Source organism: Brachybacterium sp. JB7, from assembly GCF_003335205.1.
GTDB lineage: Bacteria > Actinomycetota > Actinomycetes > Actinomycetales > Dermabacteraceae > Brachybacterium > Brachybacterium alimentarium.
In genome coordinates, this window is sequence record NZ_QPGN01000006.1 from 64,194 (window position 1) to 87,989 (window position 23,796).

The 23,796-nt window shown below is 70.2% G+C and carries 18 protein-coding genes and 2 tRNA genes; 12 read left to right on the forward strand and 8 right to left on the reverse strand.

What is annotated here, in order from left to right:
* The first annotated feature begins 125 nt into the window (after positions 1–125).
* On the forward strand, positions 126–2,414 hold the full coding sequence (locus tag CIK81_RS09295; RefSeq protein WP_096165698.1) for a bifunctional alpha,alpha-trehalose-phosphate synthase (UDP-forming)/trehalose-phosphatase: 2,289 nt from the start codon (positions 126–128) through the stop codon (positions 2,412–2,414).
* Here the strand turns inward: CIK81_RS09295 and pabB are convergent.
* From pabB to CIK81_RS09315, 4 genes are all read right to left on the reverse strand, one after another.
* Positions 2,389–4,266: an aminodeoxychorismate synthase component I gene (gene pabB, locus CIK81_RS09300; protein ID WP_096165699.1), complete on the reverse strand. Its 1,878-nt coding sequence runs from the start codon at positions 4,264–4,266 to the stop codon at positions 2,389–2,391. The genes CIK81_RS09295 and pabB overlap by 26 nt on opposite strands.
* A gap of 117 nt (positions 4,267–4,383) precedes the next feature.
* Positions 4,384–4,456, reverse strand: a tRNA-Arg gene (locus CIK81_RS09305).
* Positions 4,457–4,534: 78 nt separating this feature from the next.
* On the reverse strand, positions 4,535–5,593 hold the full coding sequence (gene tsaD / locus CIK81_RS09310; RefSeq protein ID WP_114305152.1) for a tRNA (adenosine(37)-N6)-threonylcarbamoyltransferase complex transferase subunit TsaD: 1,059 nt from the start codon (positions 5,591–5,593) through the stop codon (positions 4,535–4,537).
* Positions 5,590–6,504, reverse strand: a complete 915-nt coding sequence (locus CIK81_RS09315; protein WP_241964098.1) for a M23 family metallopeptidase — start codon at positions 6,502–6,504, stop codon at positions 5,590–5,592. Before CIK81_RS09315 ends, tsaD begins: the two co-directional genes overlap by 4 nt.
* Positions 6,505–6,925: 421 nt before the next feature.
* On the opposite strand from CIK81_RS09315, the gene CIK81_RS09320 reads away from it, so the two are divergent.
* From CIK81_RS09320 to CIK81_RS09335, 4 genes are all read left to right on the forward strand, one after another.
* Positions 6,926–7,732, forward strand: a complete 807-nt coding sequence (locus tag CIK81_RS09320; RefSeq protein WP_114305151.1) for a response regulator transcription factor — start codon at positions 6,926–6,928, stop codon at positions 7,730–7,732.
* A 101-nt stretch (positions 7,733–7,833) separates the two neighbouring features.
* Positions 7,834–8,868 carry an ATP-binding protein gene (locus CIK81_RS09325; protein WP_158541985.1) on the forward strand — a complete coding sequence of 345 codons (1,035 nt, stop codon included), beginning with the start codon at positions 7,834–7,836 and terminating at the stop codon, positions 8,866–8,868.
* Between the two features lie 128 nt (positions 8,869–8,996).
* On the forward strand, positions 8,997–12,800 hold the full coding sequence (locus CIK81_RS09330) for a multifunctional oxoglutarate decarboxylase/oxoglutarate dehydrogenase thiamine pyrophosphate-binding subunit/dihydrolipoyllysine-residue succinyltransferase subunit (RefSeq protein ID WP_114355637.1): 3,804 nt from the start codon (positions 8,997–8,999) through the stop codon (positions 12,798–12,800).
* A gap of 83 nt (positions 12,801–12,883) precedes the next feature.
* Entirely contained in the window at positions 12,884–13,528 is a 645-nt protein-coding gene (locus CIK81_RS09335; protein ID WP_096165704.1) for a GDSL-type esterase/lipase family protein, read from the forward strand.
* A gap of 395 nt (positions 13,529–13,923) precedes the next feature.
* Here CIK81_RS09335 and rsrA read toward each other — a convergent pair whose 3' ends face one another.
* Both rsrA and CIK81_RS09345 read right to left on the reverse strand, forming a co-directional pair.
* The gene (rsrA, locus tag CIK81_RS09340; protein WP_096165705.1) at positions 13,924–14,277 is read right to left on the reverse strand and encodes a mycothiol system anti-sigma-R factor; all 354 of its coding nucleotides are present in this window, start codon (positions 14,275–14,277) and stop codon (positions 13,924–13,926) included.
* Positions 14,274–14,969, reverse strand: a complete 696-nt coding sequence (locus tag CIK81_RS09345) for a sigma-70 family RNA polymerase sigma factor (RefSeq protein ID WP_096165706.1) — start codon at positions 14,967–14,969, stop codon at positions 14,274–14,276. Before CIK81_RS09345 ends, rsrA begins: the two co-directional genes overlap by 4 nt.
* A gap of 327 nt (positions 14,970–15,296) precedes the next feature.
* On the opposite strand from CIK81_RS09345, the gene CIK81_RS09350 reads away from it, so the two are divergent.
* From CIK81_RS09350 to CIK81_RS09375, 6 genes are all read left to right on the forward strand, one after another.
* Positions 15,297–15,863, forward strand: a complete 567-nt coding sequence (locus tag CIK81_RS09350) for a hypothetical protein (RefSeq protein WP_096165707.1) — start codon at positions 15,297–15,299, stop codon at positions 15,861–15,863.
* Positions 15,864–15,868: 5 nt separating this feature from the next.
* Complete coding sequence (aroA, locus tag CIK81_RS09355; RefSeq protein WP_114355638.1) at positions 15,869–17,197, forward strand: 3-phosphoshikimate 1-carboxyvinyltransferase; 1,329 nt, start codon at positions 15,869–15,871, stop codon at positions 17,195–17,197.
* Entirely contained in the window at positions 17,194–18,237 is a 1,044-nt protein-coding gene (gene rsgA, locus CIK81_RS09360; RefSeq protein ID WP_096165709.1) for a ribosome small subunit-dependent GTPase A, read from the forward strand. Before aroA ends, rsgA begins: the two co-directional genes overlap by 4 nt.
* Positions 18,238–18,405: 168 nt before the next feature.
* The gene (locus CIK81_RS09365) at positions 18,406–19,200 is read left to right on the forward strand and encodes an inositol monophosphatase family protein (protein WP_096165710.1); all 795 of its coding nucleotides are present in this window, start codon (positions 18,406–18,408) and stop codon (positions 19,198–19,200) included.
* Between the two features lie 201 nt (positions 19,201–19,401).
* Positions 19,402–20,622 (forward strand): pyrophosphate--fructose-6-phosphate 1-phosphotransferase, encoded by a 1,221-nt coding sequence (locus CIK81_RS09370; protein ID WP_114355639.1) that lies wholly within the window; start codon positions 19,402–19,404, stop codon positions 20,620–20,622.
* 19 nt (positions 20,623–20,641) lie between these two features.
* Positions 20,642–21,544: a C2 family cysteine protease gene (locus tag CIK81_RS09375; protein ID WP_114355640.1), complete on the forward strand. Its 903-nt coding sequence runs from the start codon at positions 20,642–20,644 to the stop codon at positions 21,542–21,544.
* Positions 21,545–21,579: 35 nt separating this feature from the next.
* Here the strand turns inward: CIK81_RS09375 and CIK81_RS09380 are convergent, their stop codons facing one another.
* Positions 21,580–22,224, reverse strand: coding sequence for an SGNH/GDSL hydrolase family protein (locus CIK81_RS09380; protein WP_096165713.1), 645 nt, complete (start codon positions 22,222–22,224; stop codon positions 21,580–21,582).
* A 309-nt stretch (positions 22,225–22,533) separates the two neighbouring features.
* Between CIK81_RS09380 and CIK81_RS09385 the strand changes: the two genes are divergently transcribed.
* Positions 22,534–23,481: an L-lactate dehydrogenase gene (locus CIK81_RS09385; protein ID WP_096165714.1), complete on the forward strand. Its 948-nt coding sequence runs from the start codon at positions 22,534–22,536 to the stop codon at positions 23,479–23,481.
* A gap of 137 nt (positions 23,482–23,618) precedes the next feature.
* On the opposite strand, the gene CIK81_RS09390 is transcribed toward CIK81_RS09385, so the two are convergent.
* Positions 23,619–23,692: transfer RNA gene (locus CIK81_RS09390), tRNA-Met, on the reverse strand.
* Positions 23,693–23,796 lie beyond the last annotated feature (104 nt).

Below are 23,796 nucleotides of genomic sequence, written 5' to 3' on the forward strand. Positions count from 1 at the left end.
GTGATCGATCGCACTTGATAGTCTCGGGATAGTCTCGAGGCTCGGCAGGGAAGCCGTCTGCGGCTGGTCCGACCGTGGCCGGCGCCTCGCCCGACCCTGAGTCCGCCCCTCGTCAAGGAGTTCACGTGCCCGGTTCCGCTGACCGCCCCGCTCATGCCCCTCATCGCCCCGACCACGATCTCGTGGTCGTCGCCAACCGGCTGCCGGTCGATTCCCGCACGCTGCCCGACGGAGCGACCGAGTGGGTCACCAGCCCCGGCGGTCTCGTCACCGCGATGGAGTCCGTGATGAAGGGGGTCGACTCCGGCGCCTGGGTGGGGTGGGCCGGCGCACCGGGCGATGCCCCCGACCCGTTCGAGGCCGACGGGATGAGCCTGTACCCCGTCGCGCTGGATCAGGAGGACATCGAGCGGTACTACGAGGGCTTCTCCAACGGGACGCTGTGGCCGCTCTATCACGACGTCATCGTCGAACCCGCGTTCCATCGCACCTGGTGGGACTCCTACGTGAGCGCGAACCGTCGCTTCGCCCGCGCCGCGGCGGCGGTCGCGAGCCGGACCAGCACGATCTGGGTGCACGACTACCAGCTGCAGCTGGTGCCACGGATGATCCGCGACGACCGGGCCGACGTGCGCATCGGGTTCTTCAACCACATCCCGTTCCCGCCCGTCGAACTGTTCTCCCAGCTGCCCAAGCGCAATCAGATCCTGCGCGGCCTGCTGGGTGCGGACCTCATCGGGTTCCAGCGCGAGAGCGACACCCAGAACTTCCTGGCCGCGGTGCGCAAGCTGCTGGGCCATCACGTGGACGGGCAGACCATCTCGGTGCCCGGTCTGGGCGCCGCACCGATGCGTGAGGTCACCGCCCAGACCTTCCCGATCTCGATCGACTCCGCCTCGGTGTCGGCCCTCACGGAGGATCCGGAGGTGCGCGAGCACGCGGCGCAGCTGCGCCGCGATCTCGGCAACCCGCGCAAGGTCGTGGTCGGTGTGGACCGTCTGGACTACACCAAGGGCATCCGCCATCGGCTCAAGGCCTGGGGCGAGCTCCTCAACGACGGGTCGATCGACCCTCACGACACCGTGATGATCCAGGTCGCCACGCCGTCCCGTGAGCGGGTGGAGGCCTACCGGCAGCTGCGCGACGAGGTCGAGCTGACGGTGGGCCGCATCAACGGCGACCACGCCTCGATCGGGCGCGCTGCCGTCTCCTACCAGCACCGCTCCTTCGACCGGCGCTACATGACCGCGCTGTACATGGCTGCCGACGTCGTGCTCGTCACCGCCCTGCGCGACGGCATGAACCTGGTCGCGAAGGAGTACGTGGCCTCCCGCCCCGACCTGCAGGGCGTGCTCGTGCTCAGCGAGTTCGCGGGCGCGGCCGATGAGCTGCGGGCCGCCGTGATGGTCAACCCCCACGACATCGACGAGCTCAAGGCCGCGATCCTGCGCTCGCTCGCGATGCCCGAGGAGGAGCAGCAGGAGTCGATGCGCTCCCTGCGCCACCAGGTGATGGAGAACGACGTGCAGAGCTGGGCGCACGATTTCCTGGAGCGTCTGGAGCAGTCCGACGATCCCCACGGCGAGGCGAAGCCGGTGGTCCGCCTGAGCGGCGGCGACCCCACGGAGCCCGAGGTGCTCGAGGGGGCTCTGGCGGAGTTCGCGCAGACTCCGAGGATCCTGATCGCCTCGGACTTCGACGGCGTGCTCGCTCCGATCGTCAACGACCGGGACGCGGTCGAGCCCGATCCGGCGGCGCTGGACACGCTGCGGGAGCTCGCCGACATGCCGGGGGTGGCGGTCGCCCTGATCTCCGGACGGTCGCTGGAGGATCTGGACTCCCACACCGGGATGCCCAGCTCCGTGGTGCTGGTGGGATCCCACGGCGCGGAGGTCGGGGCGCTCCCGCCGTGGATGCAGGCCGAGGTGCTCGACTCCGCGGCACTGTCCATGACCCCGGAGAAGGATGAGCTGCTCCAGTCGATCACGGCGACCCTGCACAGAATCGCCCGGGCTCATCCCGGCGTCGAGGTCGAGACCAAGCCGTCGGCCGCTGTGCTGCACACCCGCAACGCCCGTGGGCGCGGCGCCGACAACGCCACCGACTCCGCGCTCGAGTACGCGGTGACGCTGCCCGAGGTCACGGTGACCCCCGGCAAGGAGGTCGTCGAGTTCTCGGTGGTGCACGCCTCCAAGGGCGACGCCATCGACGCGCTGGCCCGCGCCAGTGCGGCCGACGCCTGGCTCTACCTGGGGGACGACGTGACCGACGAGTCGGTCTTCGGACACCTCGGCGAGAGCGACTGCGGCATCAAGGTCGGCGAGGGCGACACGGCGGCGAACTACCGCATCGCCGGCACCCCGGAGGCCGCGGCGGTGCTGGCCCGGCTCAAGGCGCTGCGCCAGGACGGCTGAGCACCGCCGGGCGCCATCCGCGCACGGAGCTCACCACGGCGATCTCGTCGGCTGCGGCCAGCTCCCCGGCGGTGATGCTCCGGAGGGCCGCCTCGCCCCGTTCGAGGGCGAGGCGGCGTCCGATCCCGGGCAGGCAGCCGTCCTCGAGCGGCGGCGTGCACCACCGTCCGTCCAGTCGCACCATGAGCGTCGCGATGCTGGTCTCGGTGACGAGCCCGGTGGGTCCGACGAGCACGACATCGTCCGCCGCACCATCTCGGTCGCGGGCCCGCGCGAGCGCGGCGGTCAGGTGCTCACGGTCGGTGGTCTTGTGCCGCACGGCTGGGGAGGACGGGTCGATCGGGACCGTGTCCAGGACGAGCCGCACCGGCCCCGGCTGCGGCGCATCCAGCGCACGCGTCGTCAGCGTGAGCGTGCCGTCCAGCGCGAGGCGCAGCCGGAGGATCGCCGTGCCGTCCTCGCCCACCAGGTCGGGGATCTGCGCCAGCACCGTCTGCCGGGCGCACGCGCGATCCAGGGTGATGGCGAGCTCCTCGGCGGAGGCCTGCAGCCGATCGAGGTGCTCCTCCAGGTGACGGGGCGCGCCGCGCTCGACCGCGAGAGTCTCCAGCAGGCCGAAGTCCTCCGGGTCGGGCGGGAGATGCACGCCGCCGACCCCGCGGAGCCCTTCGAGCACCCGTGTCTTCGCGGCGAGCTCATCCCACTCCCCCGCGGCGGTCGAGGCCCAGGTGATCCCGCCGCCCACGCCGTAGGTGGCCGAGCCGTCCTGACGATCGACGAGGATCGTGCGGATCGCGACGCTGAAGCGTTCCTCGGCCGGGAGCTCGGTCCCGTCGGCCGCCGTGCGCGACGGGGCGAGCCAGCCGATCGTCCCGCAGTACACGCCGCGCGGCGCGGTCTCCAGCTCGGCGATCAGCGCCATCGTGGAGAGCTTCGGAGCGCCGGTGATCGACCCGCAGGGGAACATCGCGCCGAACCGCTCCTCGAGCGTCACCCCCGGGCGCTGGTCCGCGGTGACGGTGCTGGTCAGCTGCCACACGGTGGGGTATGCGTCGGCGCGCAGCAGATGCGGGACGTCGACGGTGCCCGGGCGGGCGATCCGGGCGAGGTCGTTGCGGATCAGGTCGACGATCATCACATTCTCCGCCCGTTCCTTCTCGCTGCGCAGCAGCGCGGCACGACGCTGCGCATCCTCGGCAGGAGTCGCGCCGCGCAGCGCAGTGCCCTTCATCGGCACCGAGGAGAGCTCCTCGCCCCTCCTGTCCAGGAACTGCTCGGGACTCGCGCTGAGCACGGCCCAGCGGCCGAGGTCGAGATGGGCGCCGAAGGCGGAGTGCTGGGCTCCGATCAGGTCGCGGTAGCAGGCCAGCAGATCGCCCTCGATCCGGCCATCCAGGCGCGTGGTGAGGTTGGCCTGGTATGTCTCGCCCTCGGCGATCGCCTCCTGGACCCGCGCGACCTTCTGCGCATGCCGCTCGCGCGTCCAGGGCATGGTCCATGACCCCACCCGGTACGAGCCGAGGTCGGTCGGGAACGAGGGGTCCTCGTCGGGAGCGCGGCTGAGACCGAACCACAGCAGCGGGAGGTCCGGGAGCGGCTCCTGCACGACGGCAACGGGATCGAGACCGGCCGCGGCTTCGTAGGTGACCATGCCGTACGCCCACCAGCCGGCGTCCACCGCGCGGCGCACCTCCGCGAGCGCCGGGAGCACCTCCACGGGCCGATGCGCGACGATCTCCCTCTCGACGTCGCTGAACTGCAGCTGCGTTCCGCCGAGCAGGTCGTCGAAGCGCGCGGATGGCTGACGAGATGCGAATGGCTGACGAGATCCGGTGGGGATGTGCGGGTCCATGGCGCTGGGCGGCCTCCGTGGGTGGTCCGGGCCCGGCGTGGCAGCGAACCGGCAGCGGCGGGAATGACAGCACCCCGGCCGATGGTCTCCAGGACCGTCGACCGGGGTGCTCTGCGGTGCCCGCGACAGGATTCGAACCTACGACCTTCTGCTCCGGAGGCAGACGCTCTATCCACTGAGCTACGCGGGCTGACCCGAGGAGTCTAGCAACACCACGAGGTGCCCGGCACCATCATCCGCCCTCGTGGACCCGGGTGTGAGGCGGACCTCACCGCGGCAGCGGGAGCTGAGCTCCGTGCAGGACCGCGGAGGGATCCGCCGCGATGCGCAGTCCACTGGGCTCGGCACCGGAGCGCACCAGGAGGTCGCCGACGGCGGCGATCATCGCTCCGTTGTCGGTGCACAGGCTGATCGGCGGGATCCGCAGCTCGATGCCGTCCGTGTCGCAGCGCTGCTGGGCAGCTTCGCGCAGGCGGCGGTTCGCCGCGACTCCGCCGACGATCACGAGGGTGCTCAGGCCCCGCTCGTGCACGGCGCGCATCGCCTTGGTGACCAGGACGTCCACGACAGCCTGCTCGAAGGAGGCCGCGATGTCCGCCACCGGGACCACCTCTCCGGCGCGCTGGATCCGCTCGACGGTGCGGGCGACAGCGGTCTTCAACCCCGAGAAGGAGAAGGTGAAGGGTGCGTCGCCGCCGCGCAGCAGGGCGCGCGGGAAGCGGTAGGCGGTGGGGTCGCCGCCGACGGCTGCACGGGAGATCGCCGGCCCGCCCGGATACCCGAGGCCCAGCAGGCGCGCGACCTTGTCGAACGCCTCACCGGCAGCATCGTCCAGCGTGTCCCCGAGATGCTCGATCGGATCACGGACCAGGTCCCCCACGGCGAGGATCGAGGTATGGCCGCCGGAGACGATCAGCACGATGCTCTGGGCCGGCAGCGGGCCATGCTCGAGGGTGTCGGCCGCGGCGTGGCCGGCGAGGTGATGGACGCCGTAGAGGGGCTTGTCCAGCGCCCAGGCGATGGACTTCGCGGCGGCGAGCCCGACGTGCACGGCGGTCGCGAGGCCGGGCCCCGAGGTGACGGCGACATGGGTGATCTCGTCGAGGCCGACGCCGGCGTCCTGCAGGGCGATCTGCAGGGTGGGGACCGCAGCGTCGAGATGCGCGCGGGCGGCGATCTCGGGGACCACTCCTCCGAACTCGGCGTGCTGGGCCGCGCTGGAGGCGAGGCCCTGGCCCAGCAGGACGCCCTCGGAGACGAGGCCGAAGCCGGTCTCGTCGCAGGAGGACTCGACCCCCAGGACGACCGGAGCGACGGAACCGGTCACCGCAGGAGCGACATCGGGTTCGAGTAGGTGCCCGCCTCGTCCATCTTCGCGAAGTGCAGGTGGCAGCCGGTAGAGCGGCCGGTCGAGCCGACGTAGCCGACGATGTCGCCCTGCTGGACGGTCGCGCCGACGGAGGTGTTGAAGCCCTGGAGGTGGTAGTAGCCGGTGATGACGCCGTCGCCGTGGTCGACCTTCACGCGGTTGCCGGAGGAGCTGTTGTACTCCACGGCCACGACCTCGCCGGCCTTCGAGGCCTTCACGGGGGTGCCGCAGGCAGCGCCGAAGTCCACGCCGTTATGGCCCTTGAAGTAGCCCAGCACCGGGTGCACGCGGCCTCCGAAGCCGGAGGTGATGGGGCCGGAGACCGGCTGGATGTAGCCGCCGGTGGAGGCGGCGGCGGTCCCGGCGTCCTCGCCCTCGGCCGCAGCGGCGTCCACCTCGGGCTCGGGCTCAGGCTCGGGCTCGGGAGCCGAGACCTCGATGCCGGTGCTCTCGGCCTCGGCGCCGTCGGACTTCTCGGAGTCCTCGGCCTTGTCGGAATCGTCGGTCTCGTCGGAGGTGGAGGCGCGCTCGGTGCTGCGGTTCGCCTCGGCGCCGGATTCGCGGGTCTCGGTCGCGGACTGCGCACTCGAGGCGACGTCTGCGACGGGCAGCGCAACGGGGGCTGCGGCGGCGGCAGCGGGCTCGGACGCGGCGTCGGGGAGCTCGGAGGCGACCGTGTCGCCCTGCGTGGCGGTCTCGTCGATGCCGGCTGCGGCGGCGGCCAGCGGGGCGGCGATCGTGGCGGTCGCGAGGACCGAGAGCACGCCGACCTTCATCGCACCGGCGGGGAGCGCTGCGTCCCGATGGGTTCCCCCGATGGCACGGTGCTTGCGCACGGTGGCGCGTCCGTCAGCGCGATGATTCGCCACGAGATGACCTGCTTCCAGTTCGACTGCGTTTCCACGTATGTACGTCTGTCCGATCGCGACGCCGGACAGGGAAGGACGCGTCGCCGAACAACCTGGAACAATCTACGGCCGCACGCGCCACCGAGACGAGCAGGTCAGCAGGGTCATTGCCAAGTTTTTGCCATAGTGGCCCAAAGCTTGCTCGGTCTTGACGACAGCGCCCCGCAACCCTCCCCCGGCCGTGCCTTATGCCACGTGCACCGGCTCCCCACACGCCCGTCGGCGGCTCCCCACACGCCCGTCGGCGACACGTCGTCGAGACATCGGCGACAGGGATGCGGCCTCGGCACGACGTCCAGGAGCACGTCGGCGCCTCCGGGAGGACAAGCCCTCGCGCTCCGCCTTCAGGGCGTGCGCATCTCGCGCGGTCTAGAGTGGCGGCATGTCGACTCCCGACCAGGCACAGTCCTCCGCCCCGCCCGTGCGCGTCGTGGTGATCGAGGACGAACCGACGATCACCCATGCCATCGCTGATCGCCTCACGGCCGAGGGATGGGAGGTCACCACCGCCTACGACGGCCCCTCGGGGGTGCGCACCGTCGCCGAGGTGCGGCCCGACGCCGTCGTGCTCGACGTGATGCTCCCGGGCTTCGACGGCCTCGAGGTCTGTCGGCGCATCCAGGCCGACGAGCCGGTCCCCGTGCTCATGCTCACCGCACGTGACGACGAGACCGACATGCTCGTCGGCCTCGGGGTCGGGGCCGACGACTACATGACCAAGCCCTTCTCGATGCGGGAGCTGGCCGCCCGTCTGAAGGCCCTGCTGCGTCGGGTCCGCCGTACCGGCGCCCCGGCACCCAGCGACGCCGAGCAGAACGTCGCCCTCCAGTTCGGCGATCTCGTGATCGACCGGGCCGGCCGCCGCGTGATGCGCGCCGGGGTGCCCGCCCACCTCACTCCCACCGAGTTCGACCTCCTGCTGTGCCTCGCCAACGCGCCCGGCACGGTCCTGACCCGCGAGCAACTCCTGGCGGATGTCTGGGACTGGATCGACGCCACCGGCACCCGGACCGTCGACTCCCACGTGAAGGCGCTGCGACGCAAGCTGGGCGCCGATCTGGTGCGCACCGTGCACGGTGTGGGCTACGCGCTGGAGATCCCCTCGGAGGACGAGGAGGCGCCGGTGGCCGACGGGCCCACCGACATCCATTCGATGCCCACGCCGAACGATCCGTCGTCGGACGCGTGACCTCGCAGCGCCCCGCGACGAGCACGGAGACCGCTCCCGTCGCGCCGGACCCGTCGGCCGCCGCCTCGTCGGCGCGCCGCCGTGTCCCCGACCGCCTCGACGTGCGCCCGCTGGACCGCTTCCGCTCCTTCAAGGTCAAGCTCGGCGTGCTGGTGGGCGTGGTCGTCACCGTCGCCGCCCTGCTCACCCAGGTGAGCATCCGCGCCGGCATCGAACCTCTGCTGGCCATCCCCCTCGTGGTGCTCGCGGCGCTCGTGTCCACCCAGCTCCTGGCCCGCGGCATGACCTCCCCGCTGCGCGAGATGACCGGCGCCGCCCAGGCCATGGCCCGCGGCGACTACACCCGGCCCATCCGCGCCACCAGCCATGACGAGGTGGGACAGCTCGCCGCCGCGTTCTCCACCATGGCCTCGGAGCTCGAGCAGACGGACAGCATGCGTCGAGACCTGGTCGCGAACGTCTCCCACGAGCTGCGGACCCCTGTCGCGGGGCTGCGCGCCCAGCTGGAGAACCTCGTGGACGGCGTCACCGAGCCCGACCCGGCCGCGCTCGAGGTGGCCCTGACGGAGACCGAGCGGCTCTCGCTGCTGGTCAGCCATCTGCTGGACCTCTCGCGGCTGGACGCCGGGGTGGTCGAGCTGGACCGCGAACCGATCGAACTCACCCCGTTCCTCCACGAGGTGGTCGACGCGGCGGCCCTCGCCGCCGGCGGTCGCCACGTGCGCTGGATCGTCGACGTCGAGCCGGCCGATCTCACGATCACCGCGGACGCGGCCCGCATCCACCAGGTCATCCACAACCTGCTCGAGAACGCCGCCCGGCACTCCCCCGCCGGCGGCAGGATCCGGATCGGCGCCGCGCGCACCGACGACGGGCAGGGGGTGCGGCTGGACGTGCACGATGAGGGACCCGGCATCGCCCTGGAGGACCGCTCGCGCGTGTTCGAGCGCTTCCAGCGCGGCGGCTATGCCGACAACTCCGGAGGCACGGGCCTCGGCCTCGCGATCGCCCGCTGGGCCGTCGGGCTCCACGGCGGGACCATCGAGGTGCTCGACGATCCCCGCAGCGAGCTCGCCCGCGACGGTCGGTCCTCGCTCATCCGAGTGGTCCTCCCGGATCCAGGCACGTCCGTGTGACGTGACGTCCCACACCACAGGGCACGCAATCGCCGCCAGAGGGCCCGAGAGGCACCGGGAGCGCGCGATGCTCCGTTAGGCTGTCGGTATCCGTATCACTCGACCGTGAGAAGGCTGGCGATCTCAGAGTGTCACAGCAGACACAGGGCTCCGAGACCTCGGAATTCGGCCCTAATCAGTGGCTCGTGGACGCGCTCCGCGAGCAGTGGCAACAGGATCCCTCGAGCGTCGACCCCAGTTGGGCGGAGTACTTCTCCGCCCACCGCGAGCAGACGCCCGCATCCCGTGCTGCCGACGACCCCACCCCGGACTCCCCTCCCGCTACGACGGAGCAGCGCGATCAGGACGATCCCGGGGCTCAGGACGCCTCGTCCGCGGCGCCCCCGCCCCAGAGCGCCCCTGACGCTCCCTCATCTCACGCCGCGTCCTCCGCGGCATCCTCTCAGCCCGTGAAGGAATCCGCCCCTGTGAACGACGACAAGGCGAAGAGCGACTCCACGAAGACGCCCACCGTCTCCACCACCTCGGACCGTCCGGCGAAGATCCCCACGACGACCTCGCAGATCCCGGTGGTCGAGCTCAGCGAGCCCGAGCGCGTCAAGCTGCGCGGCCCGGCCGCCGCCGTGGTGCGCAACATGAAGGAGTCGCTCGAGGTCCCCACCGCGACCTCGGTGCGCGACGTGCCGGTGAAGCTGCTCTTCGACAACCGCATCGTCATCAACAACCACCTCAAGCGCAATCGTGCCGGCAAGGTGTCCTTCACCCACCTCATCGGGTGGGCGATGATCGAGGCGATCACCGAGATCAACGACATGAACAACGGCTTCGACGTCGACGAGAAGGGCAAGCCGATCCTCCTCAAGCGCGAGGACATCAACTTCGGCCTCGCCATCGACATGCCGCGTCCCGACGGGTCCCGCGGCCTGGTCGTGCCCAGCATCAAGGGCGCCCAGCGCTTCGACTTCCACGGCTTCTGGAAGGCCTACGAGGAGGTTGTGCGCAAGGCCCGCGCCGGCAAGCTGACGATGGACGACTTCGCGCACACCACGGTGTCGCTGACGAACCCCGGCGGCATCGGCACCGTCCACTCGATCCCCCGCCTCATGGAGGGCCAGGGCACGATCGTGGGCGTCGGCGCGATGGACTACCCGGCGCAGTTCCAGGGCGCGAGCCCCGCGACTCTCGCCGACCTCGCGGTCTCGAAGGTCATGACGCTGACCTCGACCTACGATCACCGCATCATCCAGGGCGCGGCCTCCGGCGAGTTCCTCAAGCGCATGGGCGACAAGCTCCTGGGCAAGGAGGGCTTCTACGATCGCGTGTTCGCGTCGCTGCGGATCCCGTACCAGCCGATCCGCTGGGTGCCGGACAACCCCTTCAAGGATTCCAAGTCCGAGCGTCTCGCTCGGGTCATGGACCTGATCCACGCCTTCCGTGTGCGCGGCCACCTGATCGCGGACACCGATCCGCTGCAGTACCGCGTGCGCAACCACCCCGACCTGGACGTCGAGACCTACGGGCTCACCCTCTGGGACCTCGACCGCATCTTCCCGACGCGCGGCCTGGGCGGCAAGGATGAGATGCCGCTGCGGGACATCCTCGGGGTGCTGCGCGACTCCTACAGCCGCACCATCGGCGTGGAGTACATGCATATCTCCGATCCGGAGGAGCGGGACTGGATCCAGAATCAGATGGAGACCCCGCGCCGCCCGTTCGACAAGGTCGAGCACACGCACATCATGGATCGCCTCAACGCCGCCGAGGCGTTCGAGACCTTCCTGCAGACGAAGTTCGTCGGCCAGAAGCGCTTCTCCCTCGAGGGAGGCGAATCGGTGATCCCGATGCTCGACACCGTGCTCCACGGCGCCGCCCATGGGGGTGTCGACGAGGTCTGCATCGGCATGTCCCACCGCGGCCGCCTGAACGTCCTGTCGAACCTCGCGGGGAAGAGCTACGGGCAGATCTTCCAGGAGTTCGAGGGCAACTTCGGCAACAACCTGGGCTCGGGCGACGTCAAGTACCACCTGGGCACGGAAGGCACCTACACCTCGCACGACGGCGAGTCCACCAAGGTGTACCTCGCCGCGAACCCCTCGCATCTCGAGGCCGTGAACCCCGTCCTCGAGGGCATCACCCGCGCCAAGCAGGACCGCCTCGAGCGTCCCGAGGAGTTCCCGGTGCTGCCGGTGCTCGTGCACGGCGACGCGGCCTTCGCCGGTCAGGGCGTGGTCACCGAGACCCTCAACCTCTCGGAGCTGCGCGGCTACCGCACCGGCGGCACGATCCACGTGATCATCAACAACCAGATCGGCTTCACGACCCTGCCGGACTCCTCGCGCTCGTCGTTCTACTCGACCGACGTCGCCAAGTCGACGCAGCTGCCGATCTTCCACGTCAACGGCGACGATCCGGAGGCCTGCGTGCGGGTCGCCGAGATCGCGTTCCAGTACCGCCAGAAGTTCCGCCGCGACGTGGTCATCGACATGGTCTGCTACCGCCGCCGTGGCCACAACGAGGGCGACGACCCGTCGATGACGCAGCCGCAGATGTACTCGCTGATCAAGGACAAGCCCTCGACCCGCAAGCTGTACATGGAGGCGCTCATCGAGCGCGGCGACCTCACCGAGGACGAGACCGAGGGCCTGGTCCGCAACTTCCAGGAGCATCTCGACGAGGCCTTCGCCGCGACCCGCGACGGCAGCCCCGGCGTGGATCCGCAGTCGAGCGTCCAGGGCCTGGAGCTGCCGGCATCCCAGCGCACCGCGAACGCGGACGACTCCACCAACACCGCCGTGAGCGCCGAGGTGCTCGAGCGCATCGGTGAGGCGCACCGAGCGATCCCCGAGTCGTTCACCGTGCACCCGAAGCTCGAGGCGGTCCTGAAGCGACGTCACCAGATGTCGACCCAGGGCGGGGTGGACTGGTCCTACGGCGAGCTGCTCGCCTTCGGCTCCCTGCTGATGGAGGGCCGACGGGTGCGCCTGAGCGGTCAGGACTCCCGTCGCGGCACCTTCGTGCAGCGCCACAGCGTGATGATCGATCACGAGAACGGCGACACCTGGACCCCGCTGTCCTATCTCTCGGACGACCAGGCGCGGTTCAACGTCTACGACTCCTCGCTCTCGGAGTTCGCAGCGCTCGGCTTCGAGTACGGCTACTCGGTGGAGAACCCCGAGTCCCTCGTGCTGTGGGAGGCCCAGTTCGGCGACTTCGTCAACGGTGCGCAGACCATCATCGACGAGTTCATCTCGGCCTCCGAGCAGAAGTGGGGCCAGAACTCGAGCGTGGTGCTCCTGCTGCCCCACGGCTACGAGGGTCAGGGGCCCGACCACTCCTCCGCCCGCATCGAGCGCTTCCTGCAGCTGTGCGCCGAGGACAACATGCGGGTCGCGGCCCCCTCGACCCCGGCGAGCTACTTCCACCTGCTGCGTCGCCAGGCCAAGACCGAGCCGAAGAAGCCGCTGATCGTCTTCACCCCGAAGTCGATGCTCCGCAACAAGGCGGCGGTCAGCCCGGTCGAGGACTTCACCGGCGGCGGCTTCTTCCCGGTGCTTCCTGACACCACCGTGGACCCCTCGCAGGTGAAGCGCGTGCTGCTGACCTCCGGCAAGGTGTACTGGGATCTCGTGGCGCGCCGCGACAAGCTCGAGGCCACCGACACGGCGATCATCCGGCTCGAGCAGCTCTACCCGCTGCCCACCGAGGAGATCCTCGAGGCCCTGGAGGCCTACCCCGATGCGACCCTGACCTGGGTCCAGGAGGAGCCGCAGAACCAGGGTGCATGGACCTTCATGGCCGTGAACTTCGCCGTCGAGGTGGGGCGCACGCTGAAGGTGGTCGCGCGAGCCGCGTCGGCCTCCCCCGCCACGGGTTCCAACGCCACCCACAAGATCGAGCAGGAAGACCTGCTCGTGCGAGCTTTCGAGTCCTGAGCGCCCGGTGGGGGTCGCGGGTTCGCCCGCGACCCCCACCGTCGTTACAGTTGACGTCCCCGTCCCTGGCCCAGGAGGTCCCGGTGCAGAGTGTGTCCACGTCATCCGCTACGGATCCGGCCTCCCGGATCCGGATCATCGCGCTCGGAGACGAGCTCCTCGCCGGTGTCGGGGACGCCCGCGCCCTCGGCTGGCTCGGCCGAGCCGTCGCCAGCGAGCAGGGCGCCGAGAACCGTGTGGACGTGTTCACCTCGGCGCTTCCCGGCGAGACCTCCGGCGGCCTCGCCGAGCGGTGGGACCAGGATGTCCACCTGCGGATGGACCGCTCCGCCCAGGCCGACGGCAGCATCGACCACCGGGTCGTGCTCGCCATGGGGCGCGCGGACGTCTACACCGACATCTCCCTGGCGCGCTCCCGCCTCAATCTCGCCAAGGTGCTCGACGGGCTGGAGCGGCTGCGCATCCCCGCCTTCGTCGTCGGGCCCCCGCCCAGTCGCGATCCGGGGACCACGCAGGGTGTCCGGGAGCTCTCCGGGGCCTTCGAGGACGTCTGCTCCCGCCGGCGCATCCCGTACGTCGACACCGTCGGCGGGCTGGTCGGCCACGAGCAGTGGGAGTCCGACCTCTCCCGCTCCCCCGGCGATCATCCGGGGCAGACGGGATACGGCCTGATGGCCTGGCTCGTGCTCCACGGCGGCTTCGGCTCCTGGCTGGGCACCTCGTCCTGACAGCGCGGGACCCTGACGGCGCAGGCCGGAGGTCTGGACGACGCAGGCCGGCAGTCAGGGCAGTTCAGTCCGGCGGTCGGGATGGCGCAGACCGGCGGGCATCGTCGGCAGCACCGTCCCCGGCGGGCCCTCCGGCTCGTGCCGGGGCACGTGACCTCCACCTCAGCCCGCCGTCCGGACCGCCTGCGAAGGAGGAGCCTCCGCTTCCCTGTGGCACAATCGTCTGGTTACCGGGCGAAGGAAGGAGAACGTGATGAGCAAGCGAGGACGCAAGCGCAAGGCTCGCCGCAAGAACGGCGCCAATCACGGCAAGCGCCCCAACTGCTGACCGTGATGCCGCGATGCGCGGCATGACTGAGGGCCCCTCCCGTCTCGGGAGGGGCCCTCAGTCATGCTCAGGCGCCGGGCAGCTCGCGTCGGGAGCTCGTGGCGGAGATGTGCACGCTGGTCGTGCCGTCGACCTCGGTGGTGCGGGTGACCGACACGGACTGGCACTCCACCGTGATCCGCTCACGCAGCGACGATGGCGCACGGTCGGCGCAGCTGCGCCGTACGAGCTCCTTGATCCGCCGCACGCGCTCCCACTCCTCGGCGCACTCGGGGCAGTCCTCGGTGTGACGCTCCATGCGCTCCACCGTCTCGCGCGGCAGCTCGCCGTCGAGGGCCTCCTCGAGGCGGTAGCGCGCATCCCGGGGCGCGCTGTCCGCCGCGTCGGTGTCCCGTCGGGCCCTCATGTCGTCCTGGTTCATCGTTCCTCCTCCCGTGGCATCGAGCCGGACTTCCGCGTGGTCGTCTCCGAGGAGCCGTCGCCCGGCGGCGTCGGGTCCTCCCGCAGGAAACCGCTGCGGTAGGCGTAGTCGGAGAGCATGTCCCGCAGCTGACGACGGCCCCGGTGCAGCCGTGACATCACAGTGCCGATCGGGGTGTCCATGATCTCGGCGATCTCCTTGTACGCGAAGCCCTCGACATCCGCGTAGTAGACCGCCATGCGGTAGTCCTCGCGCAGCTGGCCCAGGGCGTCCTTGACGGCGGAATCCGGCAGCCGGTCCAGCGCCTCGGTCTCCGCGGAGCGCAGACCGGAGCTGGTGTGCGAGCCGACCTCGGCGAGCTGCCAGTCCTCGACCGTGTCGGACCACGCCTCCTTGGGCCGACGCTGCTTCTGCCGGTAGGTCGTGATGTAGCTGTTGGTCATGATCCGGTACAGCCAGGCACGCATGTTGGTGCCCGGCGTGAACCGGTCGCGGGCACGGAAGGCCTTCATGAAGGTCTCCTGGACGAGATCCTCGGCATCGTGCGGGTTGCGGGTCATCCGCAGCGCACCGCCATAGAGAGAGTCCAGGTGCGAGAGCGCTTCGGTCTCGAAGTCGAACGCGTCGCCCGAGGCGTCGTCGACCTCCGGATGGCCCGCATCGGGGCTCTGGGCAGGATCTGTCTGGGTCATTGCGGCCCAACCTACGCCAGAAGAGCGTTCCGCACCGTGCGTGAGCACCGCAGTGGCCATCAGGTCTCCTTCTCCGTGCCCTACCGATCTGTCGGCCCGGTGTGTCCTCGTGTCCCCGTCTGCCCGCGCGAGGCCGCTGAGCGCTGTCGAGCATCTCCACCGACCGCGGTCGAACGCCTCCACGCGAGGTCCGGATCCGCTCCGGATCCACGCAGTGCAACGCGTCCGGCGCTCTCCTTGTTCCCTGGGCGGTAGTCTGGACGCTGGCGACCTGTCGCACAGACGGTCGTCGGATCTGCTCGTACCCGTGAAGAACGTGAGGACACCATGGCCCTGGTCCGCCGCATCGCACGTCCGCTGCTCGCAGCCCCCTTCATCGCCGAGGGTGTGCGCACCGCTCTGCGTCCGGAGCGCGAGATCGACGTCTACCCCCAGGCTTTCGACGCCGTCGACTCCACCCTGTCGAAGTCCTCGGCCCCCGGTTTCCTCGATGCGCGCACCATCGTCCGCGCCACCGGCGTCATCGCCGCCGGAGCCGGTCTGATGTACGCCACCAACCGGCGCCCGCGCGCGGCCGCCGCGGCCCTGCTGCTGACCACGTCGGTCGGTTGGGCCGGCCGCAAGAAGGTCTGGGAGCTGCGCGGCGAGGAGCGTGCGCGTGAGATCCAGGCGATCCTCACCGACGCCGGTCTGCTCGGCGGCGTGCTGCTCGCCGTGGTCGACCACGACGGCCGCCCGTCGCTCGGCTACCAGGTGAACGACTTCGTCGAGCGCAGCCAGAAGAAGGCCGCCGCGAAGCAGCGCGAGCTCGAGAAGAAGGCCTCGAAGATCGACAAGAAGGCGCACGACGCGGTGGGCACCGCGCAGAAGCAGCTCGCCGCTCAGCGGGGCTGACGCCAGTGGTCTCCGAGGTGCTCTGGAACGCCCCCGTCGCCGACAGGCCTGTCGACGCTCTGGTGCGAGTGCCGGGATCGAAGTCCCTGACCGCTCGATGGATGCTGCTGGCCGCCGCCGCGCAGCGGCCGTCCGAGCTGCGTGGAGCATTGGTCTCCCGCGACACCCGTCTGATGCGGGACGCCCTCGAGCGTCTGGGAGCGATCCTGGAGGCGCGTGACGACGCGCTGCTCGTCACGCCGATCCCGCCCCCGCCGGAGCATCCCGCCGCACCGCTCGAGATCCATACCGGTCTGGCCGGCACGGTGATGCGCTTCGGCCCGATGCTCGCCGCCCTCCACCACGGAGACGTGCGCTTCACCGGGGACGAGCCCGCGCTGGCGCGCCCGATGGATCCCGTCATCGACGCTCTGCGGCAGCAGGGCGTCGAGGTCACCGAGCACGGCGCGCCCGGGCGTCTGCCGATCACGGTGCACGGCACCGGCCGGCTGCGCGGCGGACGGATCGAGGTCGACTCCTCGGCCTCCAGCCAGTTCATCTCCAACGTGCTGCTGGTCGCGGCCCGTGCCGACGACGCTCTCGAGCTCGTCCACGTGGGCGACAAGCTGCCGTCGCTGCCGCACATCGACATGACCGCCGAGACGCTGCGCGAGGTGGGCATCGAGTGCACGCACGACACGGATGAGCAGGGAAGGCATCGCTGGCGCGTCACGCCCGGCGAGATCCGCCCGGTGAGCATCGTCGTCGAGCCGGATCTGTCCAACGCGGGCCCCTTCCTCGCGGCCGCGGTGGCCACCGAGGGCACGATCGCGGTGGACGACTGGCCCGAGGTCACCACCCAGCCCGGCGACGCCTATCGCGAGCTGCTGACGCGGATGGGCGCCGAGGTGTGGCGCGAGGGCCGCACGCTGTGCGTGCGGGGCACGGGCCGGATCCGCGGGATCGACGCCGACCTCTCCGCCGTCGGCGAGCTGACGCCGACGATCGCCGCTCTCGCGGCGCTGGCGGATTCCCCCTCGACCCTGCGGGGCGTGGGGCATCTGCGGGGGCATGAGACGGATCGGCTGAAGGCGCTGGCCACGGAGCTCACCAAGCTCGGTGCCCGCACCCTCGAGCTCGAGGACGGGCTGGAGATCCACCCCGGCCCGCTGCACGGCGAGGTCTTCGAGACGTATGAGGACCATCGCCTGGCCACGGCCGCCGCGATCATCGGGCTGCGGGTCCCTGATCTGCAGGTGATCGACATCGGCACCACGCAGAAGACCCTCCCGGACTTCGTGGGGATGTGGCTGTCCATGCTGCACACCGACCCCCTCGAGGACGGCGAGGCGTGAGCCGGTCGCTCCGCGACTACGACGAGGCCGACGTGCGCGTCCGGCCCAACCGTCGGGGCTCGAGGCCGCGCACCAAGGACCGTCCCAAGCACGAGGACGCGATCACGGGGCGGGTGATCTCGGTGGACCGCGGCCGGTGGCGCACCGTCGTCGCGGCCGGGACCCCGCACGAGCGCACCGTCACGGCGATGCGCGCCCGGGAGCTCGGCCGCTCCCCCGTCGTGCCCGGCGACCTGGTCGGTCTGGTCGGCGACACGACGGGGCGCGACGGCTCCCTGGCCCGGATCGTCCGGATCCAGGAGCGCAGCTCCTTCCTGCGGCGCAGCGCCGACGACGACGACTCCACCGAACGCCCCCTGGTCGCGAACGTCGACCTCATGGTGATGGTGACCGCCGTCGCCGATCCGGAGCCCCGCGGCGGCATGATCGATCGCTGCCTGGTGGCGGCCTACGTGGCCGGGATCGACGCCCTGCTCGTGCTCACGAAGGCCGATCTGCGATCGCCGGAGGAGTTCCTGCGCTCGTACGCTCCACTGGGCCTGGAGCACGTGATCACCCGACAGGACGCCGACGGCAGCATCGTCGGCCTCCAGGAGCTCCAGGAGCGCCTCTCCGGCCGCGTCAGCGTGCTCATCGGGCACTCCGGGGTCGGCAAGTCGACCCTGCTCAACGCTCTCGTGCCGGGCACCGACCGCGCGATCGGCGATGTCAACGACGTCACCGGGCGCGGCCGGCACACCTCGTCCTCCGCACTGGCGATGCAGCTGCCGGACGGCGGGGGCTGGGCGATCGACACCCCGGGCGTGCGCTCCTTCGGACTCGGCCACGTCGACCCCGACGAGCTCCTCGACGCCTTCGCCGATCTCGCCGTCCTCGCAGAGTCCTGCCCGCGCGGGTGCACGCATCTCGAGGATGCTCCGGACTGCGCCTTGGACGGTCTGGTCGAGGCCGGTGAAGCCGGCAGCGCGGGCCCGGCCCGGCTGCTCTCGTACCGGCGCCTCGCCGTCACCCTGCGACGCAACGACCCCTGGGATCTCTGAGCAGTCCGGCGGAGCCGACGGGCGCTTCGAGCAGGCCGTGGCCGGTGCCCACCACTCCGGGACCAGCCTCTGACCGGCGCGAACCCTCCGCACTGTGGAGACATTCCGGCGTGGATCCGCACCGCGTCGCTGCGCGCACCGGGTCCGTGAGCGCTCTAGGGTGGGCCCATGTCCAGCCGCTATGCCGATGATCTGCGCCTCGCCCATGTTCTCGCCGACGCCGTGGATCAGCTGACCATGTCCCGGTTCAAAGCCCAGGACCTCGAGGTCTCCACGAAGCCCGATCTCACGGAGGTCACCGATGCCGACCAGGCCGCCGAGAAGATCGTGCGCTCGCAGCTGGCGCGCTCCCGCTCCCGGGACCAGGTGATCGGCGAGGAGTACGGCACCACCGGATCGGCCTCCCGGCAGTGGGTGATCGACCCGATCGACGGCACCAGCAACTTCGTGCGCGGCGTGCCCGTGTGGGCCACCCTGATCGGCCTGATCGAGGACGGCCGACCCGTCGTGGGCCTGGTCTCCGCACCGTCCCTCTCCCGCCGCTGGTGGGGCGGACTGGACGTCGGCTCCTGGACCGGTTCGCGGATCACCAACGCCAGCCGCCTGCAGGTCTCCCAGGTCGACCGGCTCGAAGAGGCCTCGCTGTCCTATTCCTCGCTGCACGGCTGGGCGGACCACGACCGGCTCCCCCAGATGCTCAACCTCATGCAGCGTTTCTGGCGCACGCGCGCCTACGGTGACTTCTGGTCGTACATGCTCGTCGCGGAGGGCGCCGTCGATGCCGCGTGCGAGCCCGAGCTGGCGCTGCACGACATGGCCGCGCTGGTCCCGATCCTCACCGAGGCCGGAGGGCGCTTCACGTCTCTGGAGGGTGAGGACGGGCCGTTCGGCGGCAGCGCGATCGCCACCAACTCCCTGCTGCACGAGGAGATCCTCACGGCGCTCGCTCTGCGCGACTCCTGATCGCCCGGGCGGAAGGCCCGCAGTGTGACAGGGTGGCAGGGCGGAAGCATGGCAGGCCGGAGACGCAGCGGAACGAGAGCGCGGCCGATCGAGAGGGCGGCGGGACGAGAGGGCGCCGGGACGGACGGCTCAGGAACGCGGCCCGGGGATCGGTAGACTCGATGCGTCGAGACCCCGAACCACGAAGGGACCCCCATCCTCATGACCGTCAAGCGCGTCGCCCTGCTGACCGCAGGTGGCTATGCCCCCTGCCTGTCCTCCGCCGTCGGCGGCCTCATCGAGCGGTACACCGAGCTGGTGCCCGACGTCGAGATCATCGCCTACAAGCACGGCTACTGGGGCCTGCTCTCCGGCGAGAAGATCGTCATCGACGACGAGGTGCGCGCAGGTGCCCACGTGCTGCACAACTACGGCGGCTCCCCCATCGGGAACTCGCGCGTGAAGCTCACCAACACCGCTGACCTCGTCGCCCGTGGTCTGATCGAGGAGGGCCAGAACGCTCTCGAGGTCGCCGCGAACAAGCTCAAGGAGGACGGTGTCGACGTCCTGCACACGATCGGCGGCGACGACACCAACACCACTGCGGCGGATCTCGCGCAGTACCTGCAGGACAACGACTACGACCTGCACGTCGTGGGCCTGCCCAAGACGATCGACAACGACATCGTGCCGATCCGCCAGTCCCTCGGCGCGATGACCGCCGCCGAGCAGACCAGCGTCTTCGCGCAGAACGTCATCGCCGAGCACGGCTCGAACCCGCGCATGCTGATCGTGCACGAGATCATGGGTCGCGCCTGCGGGTACCTCACCGCCCAGGCCGCCGAGTACTACCAGCAGTGGCATGCCCAGCAGAGCTGGCTGCCCGGCATCGGCCACTCGCCCGAGCGCTGGGACGTGCACGCGGTGTTCCTGCCCGAGCTCGCGCTGGACATCGACGCCGAGGCCGAGCGTCTCAAGAAGGTCATGGACGAAGTGGGCTGCGTGAACATCTTCCTGTCCGAGGGCGCCGGCATCCCGGAGATCATCGCCGAGATGCAGGCCCGCGGCGAGGAGCCGGAGAAGGATCCCTTCGGCCACGTGAAGATCGACAAGATCAACCCCGGCCAGTGGTTCGCCAACCAGTTCTCCGAGAAGCTGGGCGCGGAGAAGTCCATGGTCCAGAAGTCGGGTTACTTCTCGCGCTCCGCGAAGGCCAACGCCGACGATCTGCGCCTGATCAAGTCGATGACCGACCTCGCCGTGCAGGTCTCGCTCGAGGGCGCCTCCGGCGTCATCGGCCATGACGAGGAGCAGGGCGGCGTGCTGCGCGCCATCGAGTTCTCGCGCATCGCCGGCCACAAGTCCTTCGACATCTCCCAGCCCTGGTTCCATGAGGTCATGGAACGCACCGGCCAGAAGATCGTCCCCGCCGAGTCGCACTGACCCGGCACCGGACCTCAGCATGACGGCCGTCCCGGAGCGCATCGGACGACGGCCCCGCGTGCGCACCTGGCGGCGCACCCTTCGCGCGCTCGTCCCGTCGGGGCGGGCGCGCGACGTGTTCCCGGACGCGGTCGACGACACGGTGCTCGCAGACGGCACCGTGCTCGCTGACTCGGTCGCCGGTGCGGGCACCGACGCTGGCGGGTTCGACGGCTCATGGGCCGCGCAGGGCGTCCTGCAGATCTCCGCGGCCCCGGCCGGCTCCGGATGGGTCATGGACGATGGCCCCCTGCAGACGACAGGCTCTCGGCGCCCGCAGCAGGGCCGGCTCGGCGACTGCTGGGTGATCGCCGCGATGCTCGCGATCCACGAGACCGCCCCCGAGCGCCTCGGCGCGCTGCTCACGGAGCTTCCCGGCGGAGTCGTCGAGGTCGCTCTGCCTGCCCTCGCCGAACCGATCAGGGTGGATCGACAGATGCCCGTGACCGAGCGCGGGCGACCCGTGTACGCCCGCCTCGAGGGCACGAACCCGGGATGGGCCGGCGTGCTCGAGAAGGCGCTGGCCGCCCATGTCGCGGGCGGCTACGACGTTCTGGCCCGCGGATTCGCCCGTTTCGGTCTCGAGCTGCTGCTGGGCATGAGAGTGCGCACGATGCTGCGACTGCCTGATGCTCGGCAGATCGTCCGGTGGCGCGAGGAGGGACGCGCGATCGCCGCGTCCACCCATCCGCTCAGCAGGCGCGTCACCACCGCTCACGGTCCCCTGCCGTCCAGTCATGTCTTCGCCGCGGTGGGAGGAGACCCGGTCACCGGGCATGTGCACCTGCGCAACCCCACGCGGCCGAGCCGACTGCTCACGATCGACGCGCGCACCTTCCGGCGGGGCTTCCTCTCGGTCGACGTGACGCCGCCGCTGCGCTGAGCACTGCGGCTGGCCTGGTCAGGAGGTGGTCCTGGTCAACGAGTCGGGTCGGCGTCGGCGAACGTCTCGAGCCAGGCGTCGGCGATCAGCCGATGCCCGGCGATCGTCGGATGCACGCCGTCCTCGGCGAGACCTGCGGGTGAGTGCCCGACGTCCCATGCGCGCGTCAGCACCTGCTCGAGATCCACCAGCGGGTGCCCGAACTCCCGGGCGAGGTCGCGGATGATCTGCACCTTGGGGTCGAGATCCTCGTGGATGCGCGCCATCTCGTCATCGACGTCGGCGACGAACGGCACGATCATCAGCACCGGAGCAGCCGGACGGGTCGCCGAGAGCTGGTCGAGCAGGTACCGGTAGCCCTGCTCGAAGTCCTCGTCCGAGACGTGCTCTCCGCGGGTGTAGCGGTGCCAGGAGTCATTGACGCCCACGTAGATGGTGACCACCTGGGGATCCTGTTCGAGGCAGTCCGGGCCGAAGCGGGCCACGAGATCGGCGACCTTGTCGCCGCCGATGCCGCGGTTGATCACCGTCGCCGACGGCTCATGGGCGGCGAAGTGCTCGGCGAGCAGCCGCACATATCCGTATCCGAGGGCGTCGGGATCCTCGCGACGCCCGCAGTCGGTGATGGAGTCCCCGATGAAGAGCAGGGTGCGGGGTTCGGGGAGGGCAGCCGGTGTCATACCGCAATCCTGCCAGAGCAGAGGTTCCGGCCCGCGGAAGGACACATGACGATGCAGATCAGGCACGAAGCCTCCGCGCGAGGCACGGTCGCACAGGTCCTCGAGCCATAGGAGGTCTCAGGACGCAGAGCAGCTCTGGTCGATGCGCGCCGACCGCTGATCGGCCGCGGGTGCAACGGATGACGATTCGGTGGGCCGCCGACCGGAGTGTCGGCCGGACAAGGAGCCGACCGGGCGCACCAGACCGACGCGGATCTCGGCGTGTCCAAAGTCCCGCTCGATCTCCGGGGATCCCGGTAGCTTCGGGATATGAGAACAGTGAGCAAGTTGACCGTCGTCGGAGCCGGAGCTGTCGGATCGAGCGTTGCCTACGCTGCGATGATCCGTGGGACGGCACGCCAGATCGCTCTCTACGACATCGCACCCGAGAAGACTCGTGCAGAGGTTCTGGACCTCTGCCACGGCGCCACGTTCGTCGGGGCGACCGAGATCAGCGGGGGCAGCGACATCGCCGTCACCGCCGACTCCGACGTCGTGGTCATCACCGCCGGTGCCAAGCAGAAGCCCGGCCAGAACCGCATCGAGCTCGCCGCCACGAACGCCCGCATCATGAGCTCGCTGATGGTGCAGCTGCTGGAGCTCTCGCCCTATGCCATCTACGTGATCGTCTCCAACCCGTGCGATGTCCTCACCATGCTCGCCAAGGAGGCGAGCGGGTTGCCGGCCGAACGGATCTTCGCCTCCGGCACGACCCTGGATTCGTCCCGCCTGCGGTGGGAGATTGCGCGCCGTGCTCAAGTCTCCGCCTCCAGCGTGCACGCCATGATCGTCGGAGAGCACGGGGACACCGAGTTCCCCCTATGGTCCAGCGCGAGCGTCGGTACGGTTCCCCTACTGGACTGGACAGTCGGAGGGGCGCGAGTATTCGAACAGTCGACTCTCGATCAGATCGCGGTGGACGTCCGCGACGCCGCCTATACCGTCATTCAGGGAAAGGGGGCGACGAATTACGCGATCGGTCTGTCGAGCACCAGGATCGTCGAGGCGATCGTGAACGACGAGAACGCGGTTCTCCCTGTCGCACCGGTGCTCTCGGGCATCCAGGGGCTGCATGGCGTCGCTCTGTCCGTGCCCTGCGTGGTCAACCGCACGGGCGCCCATCCCATTGCGGAGACGCCGTTCTCCGACCACGAGCGGGAGCTCCTCCAGCGTTCCGCTGCGTCGTTGCACGAGGTCGCCGCCGGCCTGCGTACCTGACCGCTCAGCGGGGCGTCCGACGGTGCGCACCGGGTCGACCGGCGCTGCCGGTCACCTAGCGTGCAGTGCCCGCCGCGTCTGGACGAGAACAAGGGCCCCTGATCAGTGTTTCCACTGATCAGGGGCCCTTCGTCTCGTAGCGGGGGCAGGATTTGAACCTACGACCTCCGGGTTATGAGCCCGGCGAGCTACCGAACTGCTCCACCCCGCGTCGACATGAGTAACTCTACGGCTCCTCCACCCGCGCGTCCAACCGAACCCCCACAAACGTGCGCCATGCCACGTCAAGCACCCGTTCACCTATGTGGACGCCGG